At 65.8% G+C, this 21,883-nt stretch carries 18 protein-coding genes; 5 read left to right on the top strand and 13 right to left on the bottom strand.

Annotation, left to right across the window (positions count from 1 at the left end; all coding sequences use genetic code 11):
• Positions 1-7 precede the first annotated feature (7 nt).
• Complete coding sequence (gene queC, locus ACVINW_RS30825) at positions 8-727, bottom strand: 7-cyano-7-deazaguanine synthase QueC (RefSeq protein ID WP_456754744.1); 720 nt, start codon at positions 725-727, stop codon at positions 8-10.
• 127 nt (positions 728-854) lie between these two features.
• On the opposite strand from queC, the gene mazG reads away from it, so the two are divergent.
• The gene (gene mazG / locus ACVINW_RS30820; protein WP_456754743.1) at positions 855-1,709 is read left to right on the top strand and encodes a nucleoside triphosphate pyrophosphohydrolase; all 855 of its coding nucleotides are present in this window, start codon (positions 855-857) and stop codon (positions 1,707-1,709) included.
• A gap of 159 nt (positions 1,710-1,868) precedes the next feature.
• On the opposite strand, the gene mgtE is transcribed toward mazG, so the two are convergent.
• From mgtE to dusB, 8 genes are all read right to left on the bottom strand, one after another.
• A complete protein-coding gene (gene mgtE / locus ACVINW_RS30815; protein WP_456754742.1) occupies positions 1,869-3,236 on the bottom strand; it encodes a magnesium transporter in 1,368 nt (455 codons plus the stop codon).
• Between the two features lie 155 nt (positions 3,237-3,391).
• Positions 3,392-4,786 carry a GTPase HflX gene (gene hflX, locus ACVINW_RS30810; protein ID WP_456754741.1) on the bottom strand — a complete coding sequence of 465 codons (1,395 nt, stop codon included), beginning with the start codon at positions 4,784-4,786 and terminating at the stop codon, positions 3,392-3,394.
• Positions 4,787-4,797: 11 nt separating this feature from the next.
• Positions 4,798-5,046, bottom strand: a complete 249-nt coding sequence (gene hfq, locus ACVINW_RS30805) for an RNA chaperone Hfq (protein ID WP_006020546.1) — start codon at positions 5,044-5,046, stop codon at positions 4,798-4,800.
• A gap of 360 nt (positions 5,047-5,406) precedes the next feature.
• Positions 5,407-6,777 carry a nitrogen assimilation response regulator NtrX gene (gene ntrX / locus ACVINW_RS30800; protein ID WP_456754740.1) on the bottom strand — a complete coding sequence of 457 codons (1,371 nt, stop codon included), beginning with the start codon at positions 6,775-6,777 and terminating at the stop codon, positions 5,407-5,409.
• 17 nt (positions 6,778-6,794) lie between these two features.
• Positions 6,795-9,275: an ATP-binding protein gene (locus tag ACVINW_RS30795; RefSeq protein ID WP_456754739.1), complete on the bottom strand. Its 2,481-nt coding sequence runs from the start codon at positions 9,273-9,275 to the stop codon at positions 6,795-6,797.
• A 176-nt stretch (positions 9,276-9,451) separates the two neighbouring features.
• Positions 9,452-10,894 (bottom strand): nitrogen regulation protein NR(I), encoded by a 1,443-nt coding sequence (gene ntrC, locus ACVINW_RS30790; RefSeq protein ID WP_050419700.1) that lies wholly within the window; start codon positions 10,892-10,894, stop codon positions 9,452-9,454.
• Positions 10,895-10,906: 12 nt separating this feature from the next.
• Positions 10,907-12,082, bottom strand: coding sequence for a two-component system sensor histidine kinase NtrB (locus ACVINW_RS30785; RefSeq protein ID WP_456754738.1), 1,176 nt, complete (start codon positions 12,080-12,082; stop codon positions 10,907-10,909).
• Positions 12,079-13,080 carry a tRNA dihydrouridine synthase DusB gene (gene dusB / locus ACVINW_RS30780; RefSeq protein WP_456754737.1) on the bottom strand — a complete coding sequence of 334 codons (1,002 nt, stop codon included), beginning with the start codon at positions 13,078-13,080 and terminating at the stop codon, positions 12,079-12,081. Before dusB ends, ACVINW_RS30785 begins: the two co-directional genes overlap by 4 nt.
• Positions 13,081-13,364: 284 nt before the next feature.
• Here dusB and ACVINW_RS30775 point away from each other — a divergent pair, with 284 nt between their 5' ends.
• The 3 genes from ACVINW_RS30775 to ACVINW_RS30765 all read left to right on the top strand — a co-directional run bounded on the left by ACVINW_RS30775 (position 13,365) and on the right by ACVINW_RS30765 (position 15,733).
• Positions 13,365-14,561, top strand: a complete 1,197-nt coding sequence (locus tag ACVINW_RS30775) for a bifunctional 2-C-methyl-D-erythritol 4-phosphate cytidylyltransferase/2-C-methyl-D-erythritol 2,4-cyclodiphosphate synthase (RefSeq protein ID WP_456754736.1) — start codon at positions 13,365-13,367, stop codon at positions 14,559-14,561.
• 1 nt (position 14,562) lies between these two features.
• Positions 14,563-15,162 carry a CinA family protein gene (locus ACVINW_RS30770; RefSeq protein ID WP_194454282.1) on the top strand — a complete coding sequence of 200 codons (600 nt, stop codon included), beginning with the start codon at positions 14,563-14,565 and terminating at the stop codon, positions 15,160-15,162.
• 172 nt (positions 15,163-15,334) lie between these two features.
• Positions 15,335-15,733, top strand: coding sequence for a BA14K family protein (locus tag ACVINW_RS30765; RefSeq protein WP_456754735.1), 399 nt, complete (start codon positions 15,335-15,337; stop codon positions 15,731-15,733).
• A 338-nt stretch (positions 15,734-16,071) separates the two neighbouring features.
• On the opposite strand, the gene ACVINW_RS30760 is transcribed toward ACVINW_RS30765, so the two are convergent.
• From ACVINW_RS30760 to lipA, 3 genes are all read right to left on the bottom strand, one after another.
• Positions 16,072-16,530 carry a type II toxin-antitoxin system RatA family toxin gene (locus ACVINW_RS30760; RefSeq protein ID WP_456754734.1) on the bottom strand — a complete coding sequence of 153 codons (459 nt, stop codon included), beginning with the start codon at positions 16,528-16,530 and terminating at the stop codon, positions 16,072-16,074.
• Positions 16,531-16,543: 13 nt separating this feature from the next.
• Positions 16,544-17,083, bottom strand: a complete 540-nt coding sequence (locus tag ACVINW_RS30755) for a DNA topology modulation protein (protein WP_456754733.1) — start codon at positions 17,081-17,083, stop codon at positions 16,544-16,546.
• Positions 17,084-17,161: 78 nt separating this feature from the next.
• Positions 17,162-18,121: a lipoyl synthase gene (gene lipA, locus ACVINW_RS30750; protein WP_456754732.1), complete on the bottom strand. Its 960-nt coding sequence runs from the start codon at positions 18,119-18,121 to the stop codon at positions 17,162-17,164.
• A gap of 132 nt (positions 18,122-18,253) precedes the next feature.
• Here lipA and ACVINW_RS30745 point away from each other — a divergent pair, with 132 nt between their 5' ends.
• A complete protein-coding gene (locus ACVINW_RS30745) occupies positions 18,254-18,859 on the top strand; it encodes a DNA-3-methyladenine glycosylase (protein WP_456754731.1) in 606 nt (201 codons plus the stop codon).
• Between the two features lie 4 nt (positions 18,860-18,863).
• On the opposite strand, the gene ACVINW_RS30740 is transcribed toward ACVINW_RS30745, so the two are convergent.
• Positions 18,864-21,731, bottom strand: a complete 2,868-nt coding sequence (locus ACVINW_RS30740) for a valine--tRNA ligase (protein WP_456754730.1) — start codon at positions 21,729-21,731, stop codon at positions 18,864-18,866.
• Positions 21,732-21,883 lie beyond the last annotated feature (152 nt).

The raw sequence follows: 21,883 nt of genomic DNA, 5'->3' as shown, positions 1-21,883 counted from the left end.
GGGCAACTCAGCGATTGCCCTGCGCGACGTACTCCCGCCAGCCCTTGGCCCGCAGGCTGCACGCCGGGCATTCGCCGCAGCCGTAACCCCAATCGTGCTGTGCGCCGCGTTCGCCGAGATAGCAGGTGTGGGAGTGCTCGCGGATCAGGTCGACCAGCCCTGCCCCGCCGAGTTCGTGTGCGAGCCGCCAGGTCGCGGCCTTGTCGAGCCACATCAACGGCGTGTGCAGTTCGAAGTCCTTGGCCATGCCGAGGTTGAGCGCCGACTGCAACGCCTTGATGGTCTCGTCGCGGCAATCCGGATAGCCGGAGTAGTCGGTCTCGCACATGCCGCCGATGATGTGGCGGATGCCGCGCCGGTAGGCGAGCGCCGCAGCGAAGGTGAGGAACACCAGGTTGCGGCCCGGCACGAAGGTGTTGGGCAACCCATCCGCGCCCATTTCGATGGCGACGTCGCGGGTCAGCGCGGTGTCCGAGATCTCGGACAGCGTCGGGATCGCGAGGGTATGGCTGTCGCCGAGCTTCGCCGCCCAGTCGGGCCGCACGTACTTGATCCCGGCCAGCAGCCGGTCGCGGCAATCGAGCTCCACGGCATGGCGCTGGCCGTAGGAGAAACCGAGCATCTCGACGCGCGCAAAGCGCGACAACGCCCAGGCCAGACAGGTGGTGGAATCCTGGCCGCCGGAAAACAGCACCAGCGCCGTGTCGGAAGTGTTCTGATCGGTCATGGAACGGGCTTTAGCATTCCTTGGCCTGACGGCCAATCGGTGGACAGCGCCGTGATTCCGGCGCGTTTTGCTGGGATCGACAGGGTCGATTTGGCATAAGGCGTCTACCCTCACAGCCCGGTGGCCCATGACCCCTTCCCGCGACATTTCCCGCCTGATCGAGATCATGGCTGCGCTGCGCACGCCGGTGACCGGCTGCCCGTGGGACCTCGAGCAGGATTTCCAGACGATTGCGCCCTACACGATCGAGGAGGCGTATGAAGTTGCGGATGCGATCACGCGCGGCGATCTCGACGATCTGCGCGAGGAGCTCGGCGACCTGCTGCTGCAGGTGGTCTATCACGCAAGGATGGCCGAAGAGCAGAACGCGTTTGCGTTCGGCGACGTGGTCGAGGCGATCACGAAGAAGATGATCCGCCGACATCCGCATGTGTTTGCCGACAAGGACGGCAATATCCAGCCCGCCGGCGTCAAGAGCGCCTGGGAGCGCATCAAGGCCGAGGAGAAGGCCGAGCGCGCGGCGCGGCGGCCGCCGGGGGACACCGCACACACATCCTTGCTCGCCAGCGTCAAGGCGGGCCTCCCTGCCCTGACGCGGGCGATGGAATTGCAGCGCAAGGCCTCCACCGTCGGCTTCGACTGGAACGATCCGCGCGCGGTGCTTGCCAAGATCCGCGAGGAAGCCGACGAGATCGAGGCCGCGCTGGAGCGCAACGACAAGGCCGAGATCGCGGAAGAGACCGGCGACCTGATGTTCGCGCTGGTCAACCTCGCCCGCCACGTCGACGCCGATCCCGAAACCGCGCTGCGCGCGACCAACGCCAAGTTCGAGCGGCGGTTCGCCTATATCGAGAAGGCGCTGGCGGCGAAGGGCCGCTCGCTCGAAGACGCGACGCTCGAGGAGATGGACGCGTTGTGGAATGAGGCGAAGACCGCAACTAGCACTGTCGTCCCTGCGAAAGCAGGGACCCATACCGCGTGATCTATCGATAGGCTGCCGGCGACAGTCCCGCGCGAGTCATCGACGGACGACGTTGTCGCGTGAAACTACGACCGCGTATATACACGATGGCCTGTGGTTATGGGTCGCCGGTTTCGCAGGGACGATATCGAATATGTGGAGCAGCCGCGTCCTCCTCGCCTACAACAGCGTCCCGTGCAGGATCACCGCGGCAACACCGAAATAGATAACGAGCCCGGTGACGTCGACCAGCGTCGCGACGAACGGCGCGGAGGCGCTGGCGGGGTCGAAGCCGATGCGCTTGAGGATGAAGGGCAGCATCGAGCCGCACAGCGAACCGAAGGTGACGATGCCGACCAGCGCGGCCCCGACGGTCGCGGCAACCAGCACCCAATGCGGGCCGTAGTCGAACAGGCCGAGCGTCTGCCAGAGCGTGATCCTGATGATGCCGATCAGGCCGAGGATGGCGCCGAGTACGATGCCGGTCGGCAGTTCGCGCACCGCGACCCGCCACCAGTCGCCGAGCCGCACCTCGTGCAGCGCCAGCGAGCGGATCAGGAGCGAGGTCGCCTGCGAGCCGGAATTGCCGCCGGAGCTCATGATCAGCGGGATGAACAGCGTCAGCACGATCGCTTTCTCGAGCTCGCTCTGGTACGACTGCATCGCGGTCGCGGTCAGCATTTCCGACAGGAACAGCGCGCACAGCCAGCCGGCGCGTTTCTTGATCATCTCGCCGAAACCGATCCGCAAGTAAGGCTCGTCGATCGCTTCCATGCCGCCGAACTTCTGGGCGTCCTCGGTCGATTCCTCGACGATGGCGTCGATGACGTCGTCGACCGTGACGATGCCGAGGATGTGGCCGGGGCCGTCGACGACCGCAACCGCGAGCAGATCGTAACGCGAGATCAGCCGCGCCGCCTCCATGCGGTCGGCTTCCGGCGCGATCATCAGCGGCTTGCGCGCAGGCGCTGCGGTCAGCACATTGGCATGCGGATCGGCCGAGATCAGGCGGCGCAGCGGCACGGCCTGGATCAGGGTCTTCTTGACCGGGTCGATGACGAAGATCGAATAGACGGTCTCGCGGGTGCGCTCGACCATCCGGATGTGATGCAGCACCTCGGCGATCGTCCAGGTCGAGGGCACGCTGACGAACTCGGTCGTCATGATGCTGCCGGCGCTGCGCTCGGGATAGGCGAGCAGCCCCGAGATGACGTTGCGGGTTTCCGGATTGAGGCCGTTCAGCAGCGTGGTGCGCAGCGGCTCGACCAGCTCCTTGAAGATGTCCGCGGCGCGGTCGTCGGAGACGCCCGACAGCAGCGACACCGCAGTGTCGGTCGGCAGCTCGGCCAGGATCTCGCAGGTGTTGTCGAGCCCGGGCAGGTCGAGCACCTCGATCGCCTTCTCCGACGGCAGCGACCGCAGCAGCTGCGCGGCCTCCTCCGGCTCCCTGGCATTGAGCGCATCGACGATCTCGGGCGCCCGGGCATGGGCGAGATCACCGTGCTGGCCGGCGAGCGTGTCGTGGGTGATGGTTTCCGTGTCCTGCATCGATCGGCCTCGGCTTTGCGTCAAGCAGCGCAATGAACCAAGGCGGCGCAGATTTCAAACAGAAAGTGCGGCGGCACGTCGCAGGCGGGCCGGAGTGAGGCTGCGTCACCGCGCCGTCACATTTCGGGGGATTGCGACCGGCCCGCGTGCTTCGTTCAGACCTCGTGGGGCACCGCGGCGAACCGGCGCACGACGATGTCGCGCTTGGTCTCGTCGACGCGCACCGTCATGTCGAAACGCTCGCCATTGAGCTCCTTGTCCAGGACCTCGGCATTGCGATGCAGCCAGCTGATGCCGGCGCCGTCGGAGGCGTCGATCGACAGCTGCAGGGTCGTACGCTTGGCCGCGAGGCGATCCTCGATCGCCGTCAACAGCGCGTCGATCCCCTCGCCTGTTGCGGCCGAAACCAGGAAGCAGGGCCGCTCCGGCGGACGGCGTGCCGCGATGTTGCGCAGGTTGTCCCGCTCCTCCGGATCGAAGCGATCGATCTTGTTCCAGACCTCGATGACCCGCTGGCCGCCATCGGCGTCGGGATCGATGCCGAGCTGGCGCAATACGCCCTCGACGTCGCGCTCCTGAGCTTCCGCATCTTCATGCGAGATGTCGCGGACATGCAGGATGATGTCGGCTTCCAGCACCTCCTCCAGCGTGGCGCGAAACGCGGCCACCAGCTGGGTCGGCAGATTGGAGATGAAGCCGACCGTGTCCGACAGCATTGCCTTGCCGCCATGCGGCAGGTTGAGTGCGCGCAGCGTCGGGTCCAGCGTCGCAAACAGCATGTCGGCGGCCTGCACGTCGGATCGGGTCAGGCGGTTGAACAGCGTCGACTTGCCGGCATTGGTGTAGCCGACCAGTGCCACCACGCGGTATGGCACGCGCTGGCGGCCGGCACGATGCAGCCGCCGCGTCGCCTGCACCTTCTTCAACTCGCCTTCGAGCTTGGTGATGCGCTCGCTGATCAGGCGACGGTCCGCCTCGATCTGGGTCTCGCCGGGGCCGCCCATGAAGCCGAAGCCGCCGCGCTGGCGCTCGAGATGGGTCCACGACCGCACCAGGCGGCTGCGCTGGTAATTGAGATGGGCGAGCTCGACCTGCAGCGCGCCTTCCTTGGTCTTGGCGCGACGGCCGAAGATCTCGAGGATCAGGCCGGTCCGGTCGAGCACCTTGGCGCTCCAGGCCTTCTCCAGGTTGCGCTGCTGGATCGGCGACAGCGCGCAATCCATCACCACGAGCTCGACCTCGTTGCTGGCGACGAGGCCGTGGATTTCCTCGACCTTGCCCTTGCCGAGATAGGTCGCAGGCCGGATCTGGCTGATCGGCGCCACGATGGAGTCGACCACGGTGAGCTCGATCGCCGCAGCAAGGCCGGCGGCCTCCTCGATCCGGGCTTCATAGTCGCGGACAGAGGACTCCGTTTGCGCATCGCCGTCGCCGCGGCGCATGCGCAGGTACGGGCCGATGACGATCACCCGCCCGCTGCTGCCGTTCCCCGTCGGCCCGGCCCTGGATTTGGTCCGGTCGGCGCCCCCTTCACGATCGAAGGGTTCCAATCAGTTCACTCTCAAGCCGGTGCGTCCTCACCACCTTCGAACAGCTGAATCGGGGCGCCGGGCATGATGGTCGAGATCGCGTGCTTGTAGACCAGCTGCGAGTGACCGTCGCGCCGCAGCAGCAAGCAGAAATTGTCGAACCATGTGACAATGCCCTGCAGCTTTACTCCGTTGACCAGAAATATCGTCAGTGGCGTCTTGGTTTTACGAACGTGATTCAGGAAGGTGTCTTGTAGATTTTGTGCGCGGTCTGCCGCCATTGTTTTTGTCCCGCAAGCTTGTGCTTCTTTTTATTGAACCGGTTGCGGCCCTCTGACGGGGCCTCCTCCGGCTGCCCGCCTGCCCTGAGATCCCCCTCTGGCAGGCGTAGCGGTAGGATTAGAGGCCACGCGCGGTTTTTAGGCAAGCCGGTTCGCAGTGCAGTCGGTAGGAACACGGTGGCAATTCTAAGAAATGGCAGGGAAAGAGACGAATATTCTCGCGGAGAGTGGATAAATCCCCGGTTGTACCGGCTCCGCTCTCGCCTTACCGGCCACCCGGCCCGAGCCCGAACAGGCTCCGGTATCCCCGGCGGATCGCCGGGGCGTCGCTCCAGGCCGCCGACCCGGGAGCGTTCCGGGTCAGCCGACCCCGAGCGCCTTCAGCTTGCGATGCAGCGCCGAGCGCTCCATGCCGACGAACTCCGCGGTCCGCGAGATATTGCCGGAGAAGCGGCTGATCTGGGCGATCAGATAATCGCGCTCGAACACCTCGCGCGCCTCGCGCAGCGGCAGGCCCATGATGTGCTCGCCGTTGTTGGAGGTCGGCATCGCCGGCACCATCGAGCCGACGTCCTGCGGCAGCATGTCGGCGGTGATGATCGCCTCCGGGCCGCCGCCCGCCAGGATCATCACACGCTCGACGTTGTTGCGGAGCTGGCGGACGTTGCCGGGCCAGACATGCGACTGCAGCACGGCCATCGCGTCCTGCCCGATCTGCCGCTTCGGCAGGCCGGTCGCCGCCGAAATCTGGTCCATGAAATAGTCGATCAGCTCGGGGATGTCCTCGCGGCGCTCCGACAGCGGCGGCACCCGGATCGGCACCACGGAGAGGCGATGATAGAGGTCCTCGCGGAAGCGGCCCGCCGCAATCTCTTCCTCCAGATTGCGCGCCGTCGAGGAGATGATGCGGACGTCGACATGCACCTTGCTGGTGCCGCCCTGGCGCTGGAAGGTCTGATCGACCAGCACGCGCAGGATCTTGTTCTGGGTCTCGCGCGGCATGTCCGCGATCTCGTCGATGAACAGCGTGCCGCCATGCGCTTCCTCGAGCGCGCCGGCCTTGCGTTGCTGCTCGCCATTGGCTCCTTCGATGCCGAACAGCTCGATCTCCATGCGCTCCGGCGTAATCGCAGCGGCGTTGATCACCACGAACGGTCCCTCGGCGCGTCCGGAGGCGTGATGCAGCGTCCGCGCGGCGAGCTCCTTGCCGGCGCCGGACGGCCCGACGATCAGGATGCGGCTGTTGGCCTTGGCGGCACGGTCGATGGTCTGGCGTAGCTGGTTCATGCAGGCCGAGCGGCCGGTCAGCACGCTGGCTGCGGGAGCCAGCTGCTTCAGCTCCTTCACCTCGCGCTTCAGCCGCGAGGTCTCCAGCGCGCGGGTCGCGACCAGGATCAGCCGGTCCGACTTGAAAGGCTTCTCGATGAAGTCATAGGCGCCGCGCTTGATCGCGGCGACGGCGGTCTCGATGTTGCCGTGGCCGGAGATCATCACGACCGGCAGATCGGCATTGTCCTTCTTTATCTGCTCGAGCAGCTGCAGGCCGTCGAGCTTGGAGCCCTGCAGCCAGATGTCGAGGAACACCAGGTTCGGGCGGCGGTTGGCGATCTCGGCGAGCGCCGAATCGCTGTCGCGCGCGGTGCGCGTGGAAAACCCCTCATCGTCCAGGATGCCCGCGACGAGGTCGCGAATGTCAGCTTCGTCGTCGACAATCAGAATGTCACTGGCCATGGGTTACACCTGCGTTGTCAGTCGCCCGTCGCGGCTTTGAATTTTGGCACATGGATTTCTGGCTGTTGCGCATTTGGCTCTTGATTATTGGGTTCTGGATTAGCGGGGTCTTGGATTGGTTCTTGAATTTTTGGTTCATTGTTGGTCGCCTGTGCCGGGCCGTTGGTCGGCTCTTGCGGCGGATTTTTTTCGCTGTCGGGTTCGGTCTCGTCCGGCTTTTGCTCCTTGCCCTCGGGCTTCGTCTCAGGCTTGGCCGCCTGGCCGGTGACGGAAAAGCGCAGCCGCATCCAGGCACCGCGCTGGCCCTCGCGGAAATCGGAGGCGTCCTTGAGCTCGATGCGGCCGCCATGGTCCTCGAGGACGCGGCCGACGATCGCAAGTCCGAGGCCGGTCCCCTTCGCCCGCGTCGTGACATAGGGCTCCAGCAGCCGCGCACGCGCGACCTTGGGCAGGCCGATGCCATTGTCGACGACGTCGATCAGGATGTCGTCATTCTCGCGCTGCGCCACGACGTCGATGCGGCCCTTGCCGAGCTCCTCGGGCGGGACCTGCTCGATCGCCTCGGTGGCGTTCTTGATGATGTTGGTCAGTGCCTGCGAGATCAGCCGGCGGTCGAACTGCGCCGGCAGCGGTGACTGCTTGATGTCGGCCTCGATGTCGAGATCGGGATGCGCGACCTTCATCAGGAACACGGCCTGGCGCACCACGTCGGCGACGTCCTCGCCTTCCATCACGGGCTTCGGCATCCGCGCAAAGCGCGAGAACTCGTCGACCATGCGCCTGATGTCGTCGACCTGGCGCACGATGGTGTCGGTGCACTGCTCGAAAATCGACTTGTCCTTCGCTTCGGTGATGGTCTTGCCGAATTTGCGGCGGATGCGCTCGGCCGAAAGCTGGATCGGGGTCAGCGGGTTCTTGATCTCGTGGGCGATGCGGCGCGCGACGTCGCCCCAGGCCGAGGTGCGCTGCGCCGAGACCAGTTCGGTGATGTCGTCGAGCGTGATGATGTAGCTGTCGCGCGACTGGCTGGTCTGCTCGGCGGACACCCGAACCGACAGATTGCGCTCGTTGCCGTCGCGCAGGATCGTCACCTGGCCCTGCACCAGCCGCTGCGTGCCCTCGCGCGCGGTCTTCATCATCTCGTCGAGTTCGGGCAGCACGTCCGAGAGCGGATGACCGAGCGTCTCCGACTCGGCATGCCCGATCAGCTTCTCCGCCGAGCGATTGAGGATGCCGACGCTGCCCGAGCCGTCGACCCCGATGATGCCGGCGCTCGCCGACGACAGCACCGCTTCGATGAAGCGGCGGCGGCTGTCGATGGTCTCGGAGGCATCGACCAGCTCGTTGCGCTGGGTGCGCAGCTCCTGCGTCATCTTGTTGAAGGTTTCGCCGAGCAGCGCGAGGTCGCTCGCCGATTTGTTGACGGGCACCTGGACGTTGAGATTGCCGGTCGAGACCTCGCTTGCCGCACCCATCAGCTGGCGGATCGGCGACACCAGGCCGTTGGCGAAGTTCAGCCCGATCAGCACCGAGGCCATCAGGATGGTCAGCGCGATCACCGCGAACATCAGCGCGAACGCGACCTGGATGCCGAGCCGGCGGGTCTCGAGCTGGGCATATTCGGCGGCGCTGGTCTGGGTCTGCTTGAGCTGGGCAACCACGGCCGGATCAAGCAGCCGCGCCACGTAGAGGAAGGTGTCGTCGAAGGTCTTGAGGCGAACCACGGAGGCGACATAGCTCTCCGGGAATACCGAGATCTCGGGATCGGTATCGTTGACCTTGCTGAGGAAATCCGGCGGCGGCAGCGCGTAGCTCAGGTTGATCCCGGTCTCGGCGCTCTCCAGGATGTGGCCGTCCTTGTCCATCAGCACCACGACCGGCAGGTTGCGCGCGGCCGCGGCCGCGGTCAGGAACTCGCGGAACGAGAGGCGGTCCTGGTCGTAGAGCGGGGTCAGCCGGGCACGGGAGATGTCGTTGGCCATCCCCAGGATGTCGCCGCGGATCAGCTGGGCATGCTCCTGCATGTAGGCGCTGGCAATGGTCAGCGAATTCTGGATCACCTCCTTGGTGGGACCCGAGAACAGCCGGTCGAGGCCGCGCTCGATGGTGACGTTGGCCACGATCGAGACCAGCACGGCGGGCAACACCGCGATCACCGAGAACAGGCCGACGATCTGCACATGCAGCCGCGCCGCCGCCCGGCCGCGCCGCCTCGCCTGCACCATCTGCCAGACTTCCCGGACGATGATCCCGACCAGCAGCAGGATGGTGCCGGCGTTGATCATCAGGAACGAGCGCACCACCTCGGGCGTCGGCTCGATCGGGGTCAGGTTGGTCAACACCACGAAGGTGAGGAAGCCCGACAGCAGCGCGAGGGCGATGGCGAACGGCGCCAGCCAGCGCCGCAAGGGGAAGCCGCGCGCCTCCGCCCCTGCCTCTGGATTGGGCCCGGCCGGTGACGCGTGTAATGTTGAAGCGGTGGTCTCTGCGCTGGTCATACCGGCAATTGAGCTGAGTGCGATCGCCCGCGGGAATTGCGAACTGATGCAATCATATCACAATGTTGCCGAATTGCGACATTTCCGCGGCGCAAACCGCAGTGCGGCGCCGTGTCCTCAAAACCATTTGTGACTACTCAATAAAGGCAGCGAGGCCTGAAGCCCCGCCCGTGGGCCTACCCGCCGCTGCGGTAGACCTGGATGTCGAGGTCGCGGATCTTCTTGCGCAGCGTGTTGCGGTTCAGGCCGAGCAGGTCGGCGGCCCGGATCTGGTTGCCGCGGGTCGCCGCCAGCGCGGCGGTCAACAGCGGGATCTCGATCTCCTTGAGGATGCGGTGGTAGAGGCCCGGGGGCGGCACGCCGTTCGGGAAGCCGGAGAAGTGCGAGGACAGATAGGCCTCGACCGCGCCGCCGAGATTGTCGACGCCGACGGTTGCAGTGCTGCCCGAGGTGACCGCCGGCGGCGCCAGCTCGCCGTCGATGACCGATGACGTGATGACGTCCTGCGGGTAGAGCGCGGCCAGCCGCCGGGCGAGGTTTTCCAGCTCGCGGACGTTGCCCGGCCAGCGGTGCTGCTTGAGCCGCTCCAGGGCCTGGGCGTCGAGCTTCTTCGGCGGCAGGCCGTCCTTCTCGGCGAGCGAGAAGAAGTGCCGGATCAAATCGGGCAGATCCTCGATGCGCTCGCGCAAGGGCGGCAGCCGCAGCGGCACCACGTTGAGCCGGAAGAACAGGTCTTCGCGGAACAGGCCCTGCTGGATCAGGATGCGCAGGTCCTTGTTGGAGGCCGCGACGATGCGGACGTCGGTCTTGATCGGGGTGCGGCCGCCGACGGTGGTGTATTCGCCCTGCTGCAGCACGCGCAGCAGCCGGGTCTGCGCCTCCATCGGCATGTCGCCGATCTCGTCGAGGAACAGCGTGCCGCCCTCGGCCTGCTCGAAGCGGCCGGAGGCGCGGGTGTTGGCACCGGTGAAGGCGCCGCGCTCATGGCCGAACAGCTCTGATTCAATGAGGTCGCGCGGGATCGCCGCCATGTTGACCGCGACGAACGGGCCGTTGCGGCGCCGGCCGTAATCGTGCAGCGCGCGGGCGACCAGCTCCTTGCCGGTGCCCGACTCGCCCGAGATCATCACGGTGAGATCGGTCTGCATCAGCCGCGCCAGCACGCGATAGATTTCCTGCATCGCCGGCGAGCGGCCGACCAGCGGGATCGAGTCGAACTCGCCGTCGTCGGCGGGGCTCGAGACCCGCTCCTTCGGTTCGGCCAGCGCGCGGCCGACGATGGTGATCAGCTCTTTCAGGTCGAACGGCTTCGGCAGATATTCATAGGCGCCGCGCTCGGAGGCGCGGATCGCGGTCATGAAGGTGTTCTGCGCGCTCATCACGATGACAGGCAGATTGGGCCGCATCTTCTTGATCCGCGGCAGCAGATCGAACGCGTTCTCGTCCGGCATTACCACGTCGGTGATGACGAGGTCGCCCTCGCCCTGGCTGACCCAGCGCCACAGCGTGGCGGCGTTGCCGGTCAGGCGAACCTCATAGCCGGCGCGCGACAGCGCCTGGTTCAGGACGGTCCGGATGGCAGTGTCGTCGTCAGCGACAAGTATGCTACCTGCAGGCATTGTTGTTGTTCCTCATCGTGCGTCCTGAGAGGCAGGCGAGGACGTACCCGGAACGTCATCGCGGTTGCTATGGTCGTGTTGCTTGGCGGCGCTGTACATCGGCATCAGCACGCGGAAAGTGGTTTTGCGCGGCTGCGACTCGCATTCGATGATGCCGCCGTGATCGCCGACGATCTTGGCGACCAGCGCGAGGCCGAGCCCGCTGCCGGTCTGCTTTGTCGTGACGAAGGGATCGAACAGGTTCGGCAGCAGGTCTTCCGGCACGCCCGAGCCGTTGTCCTTGACGCAGAATTCGAGCGGCAGCGAGACCCGCGATTTCTTGCCGGGCACCGACAGCCGCACGCCCGGCCGGAACGCCGTGGTGAGCTGGATCTCGGCATCGGTGCCGAGATCGGCGACGGCTTCGGCCGCGTTCTTCACCAGGTTGAGGAACACCTGGATCAGCTGGTCCTGGTTGGCGAGCACAGGCGGCAGCGACGGATCGTAGTCCTCGATGAAGCGCACGTTGCGGGCAAAGCCCGATTGCGCCAGGCGCTTCACATGATCGAGCACGGAATGGATGTTGACCGGGCCGCGCGCCACCGGGCGGTCGTCGCCGAACACCTCCATGCGGTCGACCAGCGTGACGATACGGTCGGCTTCGTCGCAGATCAGCCGCGTCAGCAGCCGGTCCTCGGATGACGCCTGCTGCTCCAGGAGCTGCGCGGCGCCGCGGATGCCCGACAGCGGATTCTTGATCTCATGGGCGAGCATCGCGGCCAGCGCGATCACCGAGCGCGCCGCGCTGCGATGAGTGAGCTGGCGGTCCATCTTGTCGGCGATGGTGCGCTCCTGCAGCATTACCACGATGTGACCGGGCCGCTCGGTCAGCGGCGCGACGTGCAGGTCGACCTGGCGATCGCCGCCGATCCGCGGCGTACCGAGATCGACCTTGTATTCGTTGACCGGCGAGCCGCTGGTCCGCACCTGCTCGATCAGCGCCAGCAGCGGGCTGCCGAACGGCACCAGCTCCTTCAGCGACTGCCGGCGTAGGAACTGGGTCGAGATCTCAAAGAAGGATTCGGCCGCGATGTTGGCATCGACGATGCGTCCATCGGGCGCGACCAGCAGCACCGGATTGGGCAGCGCGTTGAGGATGGCCTCGCCGTCGGTCGGCACGGGGCGGCGAAATTCCATGGCTGACGTCATGCGGCAGCACTCCAGGCAAAATCGTCGTAGGCGTCTTCGAGCGAGCGATGCACGCTGGACGGCTCTTCCGAAGTCAGGATCGCCTGTCGCCAGGTCTTCAAGGTCGCCGCCGGCGCGCAGCTATAGGCGGCCGCGATCTCCAGCGCCCAACCGAGATGCTTGCGCGCATGCTTGAGGCCGACGCGCAGGCCGTAATGGCTGCAGACCTCGTCATAGAGCGCGCGAACATGCTTGAGCTGCTCGGCGAGCGACGGCGCGGTCTCGGCGATCCCGGTCTCCAGGCGCCGTCCGATCTGGCCGGGCAGCCAGGGCTGGCCCTGCGCGCCGCGGCCGATCATCACGGCGTCGGCGCCCGACATGTCCAGCGCGTCGACAGCCTTGTCGAACGAGGTGATGTCGCCGTTGACCACGACCGGGATCGTGACCGCGTCCTTGACCGCGCGCACCGCCGTCCAGCTCGCCTCACCCTTGTAGAACTGGCAGCGGGTGCGGCCATGCACGGTGATCATCTGCACGCCCGACGCCTCGGCGCGGCGCGCCAGTTCGGGTGCGTTGAGCGAGCGGTCGTCCCAGCCGAGCCGCATCTTCAGCGTCACCGGCACCTTGACCGCGGCAATCGTCGCGTCGATCAGCGTCACCGCGTGGTCGAGGTCGCGCATCAGGGCCGAGCCGGACTGGCCGCCGGTCACGTGCCGTGCCGGACAACCCATGTTGATGTCGATGATGTCGGCGCCGGCGGCTTCGGCGATCCGTGCGCCCTCCGCCATCCAGCGGGTCTCGCAGCCGGCCAGTTGAACCACATGCGGCCCGATCCCGGCGGCCTCGCAACGCAGCTTCGACATCGGCTTGCCGTTCACAAGATCATCACTGGCCGTCATCTCGGAGACCACCAGACCAGCTCCCAGGGTGGCCGCGAGTCGCCGGAAGGGCGCGTCCGTGATCCCTGACATGGGCGCGAGAAGAACCCGGTTGACGATAGCAATATCGCCTATCTTCAATGGGTTACGAGGACTACTTTGCACGCCGGTCACAGCCGTCTCGTCGTTTTGTCAGCAACGCCATTGCAGCTGACATGGTCTATTCTGCGCACAATTCTTGTGCAGTCAAGGCTCATGCCTACGGTTTAGACATTCCTACCACTGACGCAAGTGCACTGCAACAAAATCTGCTTTTCCCACAGTCATCGCAAACGCTCTGTTTTTGCGCAGCGGTCATGCTAAGGGCTGTGCGCGGCGGTATCAGCCGCCCCCCTCATCCCCGATTCGTCTGTCGTTGGTTCAAAATGCCGAAGCCTGAGCGTACCGCAGCCATCCTCGTCGCCGCAGGCCGTGGGCTGCGCGCCGGCGCAGGCGGGCCGAAGCAATACCGGATGATCGGCGGCCAGACGGTGATCTACCGCGCCATGGAGGCGTTCTCCGCGCATCCGGACGTGTTTGCGGTGCAGCCGGTGGTCAATCCCGACGACGCCGCGCTGTTCGATGAGGCGGTCGCGGGCCTTCGCCATCGGCCGCCGACGCCGGGCGGCGCGACAAGGCAGGCCTCGGTGCATGCCGGGCTCGAGGCGCTCGCCGCCGACAAGCCCGACATCGTCCTGATCCACGACGCCGCGCGGCCCTTCGTCACGTCGGCCGTGATCTCGCGCGCGATTGCCGCCGCCGGCCGGACCGGCGCCGCGATCCCGGTGATTCCCGTCACCGATACCATCAAGCTCACCGGCGATGCCGGCGACGTCGAGGCGACACCGGAGCGCGCGCGGCTGCGGATCGCGCAGACGCCGCAGGCTTTTCGTTTCGACGTAATATTGGAAGCGCATCGTCGTGCCGCGCGCGAGGCGCGCTCCGATTTCACCGACGATGCGGCGCTTGCCGAATGGGCGGGATTGACGGTTGCGACATTTGAAGGTGATCCTGCCAACATGAAACTGACCACCCCCGAAGACTTCGTGCGCGAGGAAGCGCGGCTCGCAAGCCAGCTCGGCGACATCAGGACCGGCACCGGCTACGACGTGCACGCCTTTGGCGACGGCGACCATGTCATGCTCTGCGGCGTGCGGGTGCCGCATACACGCGGCTTCCTGGCTCATTCCGACGGCGATGTCGGGCTGCATGCGCTGGTCGACGCCATCCTCGGCGCGCTGGCCGACGGCGACATCGGCTCGCATTTCCCGCCGAGCGACGCCAAGTGGAAGGGCGCCTCCTCCGACCAATTCCTGAAATACGCCGTCGAGCGTGTCACCGCGCGTGGTGGACGGATCGCCAATCTCGAAGTGACGATGATCTGCGAGCGGCCGAAGATCGGTCCGCTGCGTGACACCATGCGGGCGAAAATCGCGGAGATCTCCGGCGTCCACGTCTCGCGCGTGGCGGTCAAGGCGACCACCAGCGAGCGGCTCGGATTCACCGGCCGCGAGGAAGGCATCGCAGCGACCGCGAGCGCGACCATCCGTCTTCCCTGGGACGACAAGAGCTGGAGTGCCTGACATGGGCGGCAGCGACGCTCGTGCCCTCTCCCGCTCGCTGCTCGACCTGTGCCGGATGCGCAAGCTGACCATCGCGACCGCCGAATCCTGCACCGGCGGCCTGGTTGCTGGCGCGCTCACCGACATCCCCGGCTCCTCCGACGTGATCGACCGCGGCTTTGTCACCTATTCGAACGAGGCCAAGCGGGTGATGCTCGGCGTCAAGGCCGCGACGCTCGAGACCTTCGGTGCGGTGAGCAAGGAAACCGCGACCGCGATGGCGATCGGCGCGCTGGAAAAGGCCGGCGTCGACCTTGCGGTCTCGATCACCGGGATTGCGGGCCCCGGCGGCGCGACGCCGGGCAAGCCGGTCGGCCTGGTGCATTTCGCCGTCGCCGCGCGCGACGGCCGCATCCTGCATCGCGAGCAGCGCTTCGGCGCGATCGGCCGCAGCACGGTGCGGCAGCGCTCGGTCGTCGAAGCGCTGCGCATGCTGATGGAGCTTGCGCGTCCGCCGCAAGCCGCCAAGCCGCGCCGCGAGGCCGCCAGCAGGTTGCGGCCACGGGTGGCCCGTTCGCCGCGCAGCCACGCCGCGAAACGGCGACGGCCGCCACGCGGATAGGCCGACGAGAGTCGAATCGCGCCAGGGCGCACGTCTCGCTACCCTTCAGTCAACTGCGGCCCAGTGCCGCCTGTCTCAGGTGGAACCTGGACGCCGGCTCGCCGCTTTCTGTTGTTCCAACTCTGCCGTTTCGACCGTTCTTCGAACGGCAAAATCCCACAACAAGGAGAAAATGATGAAGTTGGGAACTTTGGTCGTGGCCGCAATTACTGCCGGCGCCATGACGCTGTCGACTGTCGCCCCCTCATTCGCCGCCCCGCTCGCACCCGCCGCCCGCTTGCAGGACCAGCCGACCTCCGTCGAACACGTGCAGTATCGCCACTGGCACGGCGGTCCGCGTTACGGCTATCGGGGTGGTTACGGCTACCGCGGCGGGTATTATCGCGACCGTGGTGGAAACGGCGCTGCGATCATCGGCGGGCTTGCGGCCGGTGCGATCATCGGCGGCGCCATCGCGGCGAGCCAGGCCAAGGCCAACAACGACGCCTATTGCTCGCAGCGTTTCCGCACCTACGATCCGGCGTCCGGCACCTACATCGCCTCCGGCGGCGTGCGCCGTTCCTGCCCGTAACGGCAACCTTCCGTCATTGCGAGCCAACGCGTCGCGCGAACGCGCGCCCGATGACAGGCTGCGCGAAGCAATCCATCTCACCACGCGGGGAGACCTGGATTGCTTCGTCGCTATCGCGCCGCAATGACGGCAGCGCAATCGCGCATGGCTACCGCCACGTCCCCTCGCGCGGGGTCAGCGGGTCTGCAATTTCTGTATAGTAGAATAATACCGCCGATTTGCCCGACATGTCGAGTTGCCGGGTCGAATGCACGCGGCCGGCTCCTTTGCATGGGGTTGTTTTCGCTGTTTTGGCAGTGCGCCCCTGCGGAGACAGGCAGCCTTGGCAAGCAGCTTCGCTAGGCCGGCTTGCCGTAGACCTGGTCCGCGCGCTTCTCGAACGCCGCGGCGAAACGCGAGAATGCGGCGTCGAACATCGAGCCCATCAGCATCGCCAGCATCCGGCTCTTGAATTCATAATTCAGGAAGAAGCCGACGTCGCATTCGGTCTCCGACTTCGGCTCGAAGCTCCAGCGGTTCTCCAGATTGCTGAACGGGCCGCGCAGATATTCGACCAGGATCTTCAGATTGGACCGGTCGAGCGTCACCTTGCTGGTGAAGGTCTCCTTGACCAGCTTGAAGGAGACCGTCATGTCGGCCACCACGATTTCGGTGCCGTCGTCCTTCGGCGTGCGCTGGCGAATCTTGAGCGCCTGGCACAGCGGCACGAATTCCGGATAGCGCTCGACGTCGGCGACCAGATCGAACATTTGAGACGCGGTGTGGCGAACCCGCCGCTTGCTTGAGAATCTTGGCATCAGAGTTTTGGCATCAGTGAATACTCGCACGGTTTTGCCGGCGTGCGACGCTCTCCAGATAATGGTCCGCCTGCGCCCGATCCGTGAAGCAGACCAGCGCTTGATCGGGGCGCAGTTCCTTGAAATATTCGAGCAGTTTCGGCCGCTGCTGCTGGCGATAGGTCCAGACATAGCGGAAGAACTCCAGATCGATCTTCTCCGGGCAACCTTCGGCCATCTCGGGGCGTACCTCGCCATAGCTGCCGGCAATGCGCCTGACGATGCCCAGCATGCAGGTCGATCGCGGCAGGTCGAACCAGATGATCGTGTCGGAGCGCTCGCGGCGCAGCTCACCTGCGCCATATCGCGTGTAATTCCCGTCCATGATCCAGCGCGGCTCGCGCGCGGCTGCGATCATGCGCTGCTCGAATTCGTTCTTGTCGGATTCGATCCAGCCCGGTTTCCAGAACAGCGCGTCGATCGACACGGTCGGGATGCCCGTCATGACGGACAGCCGCCGCGCAAATGTCGACTTGCCGGATCCCGACGATCCCATCACCAGAACACGCTGCATTGGTCCCGTCCAAAGGCTCAATCAAGGCTCGATCAAGCAACGGCGCGTGACGGCGCCGGCTCACCGCCGTTTACAAATCTAGCGGCCGCGGGCCGTGCGGGCCGCCTGCAGTTTGGCAAAATCCTCGCCGGCATGATGCGACGAGCGCGTCAGCGGGCTCGCCGACACCATCAGAAAACCCTTGGTATAGGCGACGCGCTCGTAGCCGGCGAACTCATCCGGCGTCACGTAGCGCATCACGGCGTGATGCTTGCGGGTCGGCTGCAGGTACTGGCCGATGGTCAGGAAGTCGACCTCGGCCGAGCGCAGATCGTCCATCACCTGCAGCACCTCGTGGCGCTCCTCGCCGAGGCCGACCATGATGCCCGACTTGGTGAAGATGGTTGGGTCGATCTCCTTGACCCGTTGCAGCAGGCGGATCGAATGAAAATAGCGGGCGCCGGGACGGACCGTCAGATAGCGCGACGGCACGGTTTCCAGATTGTGGTTGAAGACGTCGGGCTTGGCCGCGACCACGCGCTCGAGCGCGCCGTCCTTGCGCAGGAAGTCGGGCGTCAGGATCTCGATCGTGGTGGTCGGGCAGCGCGCGCGGATGGCGCGGATCACTTGCGCAAAATGCTCTGCGCCGCCGTCAGCGAGATCGTCGCGATCGACCGAGGTGATCACGACATGCGCCAGTCCCAGCTTGGAGACCGCCTCGGCGACGTGTTCGGGCTCATCGGCATCGAGCGCGCCGGGCATGCCGGTCTTGACGTTGCAGAACGCACAGGCCCGGGTGCAGGTGTCGCCCATGATCATGAAGGTGGCGTGCTTCTTGTCCCAGCACTCACCGATATTGGGGCAGCCCGCCTCCTCGCACACCGTGACGAGGCCGTTCTCCTTCACGATCTTGCGGGTATCCGCATAGCCGCGCGTGTTCGGCGCGCGAACCCGGATCCAGTCCGGCTTCGGCGGCGACACGGCATCCGGCCGGTTCACCTTTTCGGGGTGCCGCGGGCGAAGCTGAGTGGTGGAGATGGTATCGACGATGGTGACCATAGGTGCCTGCAAGTCGCGAGAAACCATAGCTAATCGGTGTTGATGCGGCTCGCAACCCGCGCCGCGACGCTAGCAGATCAGCCCATATATTGGCAGTGTTGCGGCCTGTTCCACGCCGATTCCTACCTCAAAATGGCTCAAAAACCCCGCCTCACCCGTGCGACCGCGCCGCGCCTCGGCAAGGCGCTGAAGCGCTCCTTCTTCGACCGCAACGTGCTCGAGGTCGCGCCCGACCTGATCGGTGCGACCTTCCTGGTCGGCGGCGTCGGCGGCATCATCACCGAGGTCGAGGCCTACCATCACACCGAACCGGCGGCGCACTCCTACAACGGCCCGACCCCGCGCAACCAGGTGATGTTCGGCCCGCCGGGCTTCTCCTACGTCTACCGCTCCTACGGCATCCATTGGTGCGTCAATTTCGTCTGCGAGGAGCCGGGCTCGGCCAGCGCCGTGCTGATCCGCGCGCTGGAGCCGACCCATGGGCTCGCCGCGATGCGACGGCGGCGCGGGCTGGAGGACGCGCGCGCGCTGTGCTCCGGTCCCGGCAAGCTCTGCGAGGCACTCGGCATCACCATCGCACACAGCGAATTGCCGCTCGATCGCCCGCCGATCGCGCTGCATGCGCGGACGGAGACGCCCGAGATCGTCACCGGCATCCGGATCGGCATCACCAAGGCGGTCGAACTGCCCTGGCGCTACGGGCTGAAGGGATCGAAATTCCTCAGCAAGCGATTTTGAGCGGCTATGACGCCTTCTTCAGCCGCTCGATCGCCTCGAGGATCTTGGTCCGGCGCTCCTGAGCTGCGGCGCGCTTTTCCTTCTCTTCCTCGACCAGCTCTTCCGGCGCGTTGGCGACGAACTTCTCGTTGGAGAGCTTTGCGTCGACCCGCTTGATGTCGGCATCGGCCTTACCGAGCTCCTTCTCCAGCCGAGCCCGTTCGGCCGCCAGATCGATCACGCCCTTCAGCGGCAATGCGACGACTTCGCCGCGCACCAGAAGCTGCATGGCGCCCTCCGGCGCGGCGTCGGCGAAGGAGATGTCCGACAACCGCGCGAGGCGCTTGATCGTGTCGTTCCAGCGCCGGGCGCGGTCGCGCGTCTCATCCGACGTCGTCACGATCACCAGCGGCGTCAGTGTCGACGGCGGGATGTTCATTTCCGCCTTCACCGAGCGCATCGCGGTGACGAGATCGACCACCCAGCCGATCTCGGCCTCGGCTGCGGGATCGCTGAACTCGTCGGTGTCGAGCGCGGCAACGACAGGCGGAATGATCGGATCGGCCACTGGACCGGCGGTCGCGATCGCCGCGAGTTGCTCGCCGGTCACGCCGGACTTGCGCGGCCAGGCCGCCAGCACCAAAAGGCCGTCGCGCTTGGCCGTCACGGCCCACAGCTCTTCGGTGATGAAGGGCATGAACGGATGCAACAGCTTGAGGATCTCGTCGCGCGTCCAGGCGATCATGGCGCGGGTTTCGGCCTTAGCCGCGCCCTCCTCGCCCATCAGCACCGGCTTTGCGAGCTCCAGGTACCAGTCGCAGAACACGTTCCAGACGAAACGGTAGATCGCCGCGGCGGCGTCGTTGAAGCGATGGTCCTCGATCGTCTCGGTCACCTCGCGGGTGACGCGCGAGGTCTCGTGCGCGATCCACCGGTTCAGTGTCTCCTTGGCGCCCCTGGGATCGAAACCGTCCGGCTTCACGCACTCGTTCATCTCGGCGAAGCGGCAGGCGTTCCAGAACTTGGTCGCGAAATTGCGGTTGGTCTCGACCAGATGCGGCGACAGGCGGATGTCATGGCCCTGCGCCGCCTCGCGGGTCAGCGCGAAGCGCAGCGCGTCGGCGCCGTATTCGTCGATCACGCCGAGCGGGTCGATGACGTTGCCCTTCGACTTCGACATCTTGGCACCCTTCTCGTCGCGGACGAGGCGGTGGATGTAGACGGTCGAGAACGGCGCCTGCTTCATGAAATGCAGGCCCATCATCATCATGCGGGCGACCCAGAAGAAGATGATGTCGAAGCCCGTCACCAGCGTGTTGGTCGGGTAGTAGCGCGCGACCTCCGGCGTATCGTCCGGCCAGCCCAGTGTCGAGAACGGCCACAGCGCCGACGAGAACCAGGTGTCGAGCACGTCCTCGTCACGCGTGATGAAGCCCTCGCGCTTGGCGGGATCGGTGGCCATCTCGTGGCCCTGCTCCGGCGTGATGACTTCCTGCTCGACGTAATAGCCGAGCGCGTTGCCGACCGCCTCTTCCTCGGTCTCGGCGACGAACACCTTGCCGTCCGGCCCATACCAGGCCGGGATCTGATGGCCCCACCACAGCTGGCGCGAAATGCACCAGGGCTGGATGTTCTCCATCCACTCGAAATAGGTCTTTTCCCAGTTCTTCGGCACGAATGTCGTCTCGCCCGAGCGCACCGCCGCCATTGCCGGCTGCGCCAGCGTGTGGGCGTCGACATACCACTGGTCGGTCAGATAGGGCTCGATCACCACGCCGGAGCGGTCGCCATGCGGCACCATGTGGGTGTTGGGCTCGATTCGCTCGAGGAAGCCGAACTCCTCCAGCCGTGCCACAATCTTCTTGCGCGCGGCGAAGCGCTCGATCTTGTCAAACTCGGCGGCGAATTCGTCCGCGCCCATCGGCAGGCCGCGCAGATAGTCCTCGTTGCCGGTGAGGTTGAGGCAGCCTTCCTGGTCGAGCACGCTGATCTGCGGCAGGCCGTGGCGCTTGCCGATCTCGAAGTCGTTGAAGTCGTGCGCAGGCGTCACCTTGACCGCGCCCGAGCCCTTCTCCGGATCGGAATAGTCATCGGCGACGATCGGAATCTTGCGGCCGACCAAGGGCAGGATAACGTGCTTGCCGACCAGATCGGTGTAACGCTCGTCGTCCGGATGCACGGCGACCGCGGTGTCGCCCAGCATCGTCTCGGGCCGCGTCGTCGCGACCACGATGAACGACTTCGGATCCTCGGGGCTGAAAGTCCGGCCCTCGATCGGGTAGCGCAGGTACCAGAGATGGCCCTTGACCTCGACCTGCTGCACTTCGAGATCGGAGATCGCGGTGAGCAGCTTCGGGTCCCAGTTGACCAGGCGCTTGTCCTTGTAGATCAGACCCTGCCGGTGCAGCTCGACGAACACCTTGACGACGGCGCGCGACAGGCCCTCGTCCATGGTGAAGCGTTCGCGCGACCAGTCGCAGGAGGCGCCGAGGCGCTTCAGCTGATTGACGATGGTGCCGCCGCTCTCGGCCTTCCACTGCCAGACCCGCTCGAGGAATTTGGCGCGGCCCATGTCGCGCCGTCCCGGCTCCTGCCGTTCCATCAGTTGACGCTCGACCACCATCTGGGTCGCGATGCCGGCATGGTCGGTGCCGGGCTGCCACAGCACGTCGCGGCCGCGCATCCGCTCGAACCGGCACAGGATGTCCTGCAGCGTGTTGTTGAGCGCGTGGCCCATATGCAGCGAGCCGGTCACGTTCGGCGGCGGGATCACGATGGTGAAAGGCGCAGCATCCTTGCGCTCGGGCCGGCCGGCTTTGAACGCCCCGCTGTCCTCCCAGATCCGGGCCATGCGGTGCTCGATATCGGCGGGCTGGTAGTTTTTCTCGATCATGACAATGCGCTGTGGACCATGAGGAAAGGCTAGAAAGCCGCCGGAGCGCACCAAGTCAACCGGACCGGTACGTCAAAACGGCGTTTTGGGTGTTTTGGGCATTTGGGGGCTGAAATGGAGGCCGCCAGGCCCTCGCGGCCAGCACGGCCTCC

The sequence above is a fragment of the Bradyrhizobium sp. USDA 4461 genome (assembly GCF_054055655.1).
The sequence above is the reverse complement of the archived record's forward strand: the minus strand, read 5'-3'. Positions and strand labels throughout refer to the sequence as shown.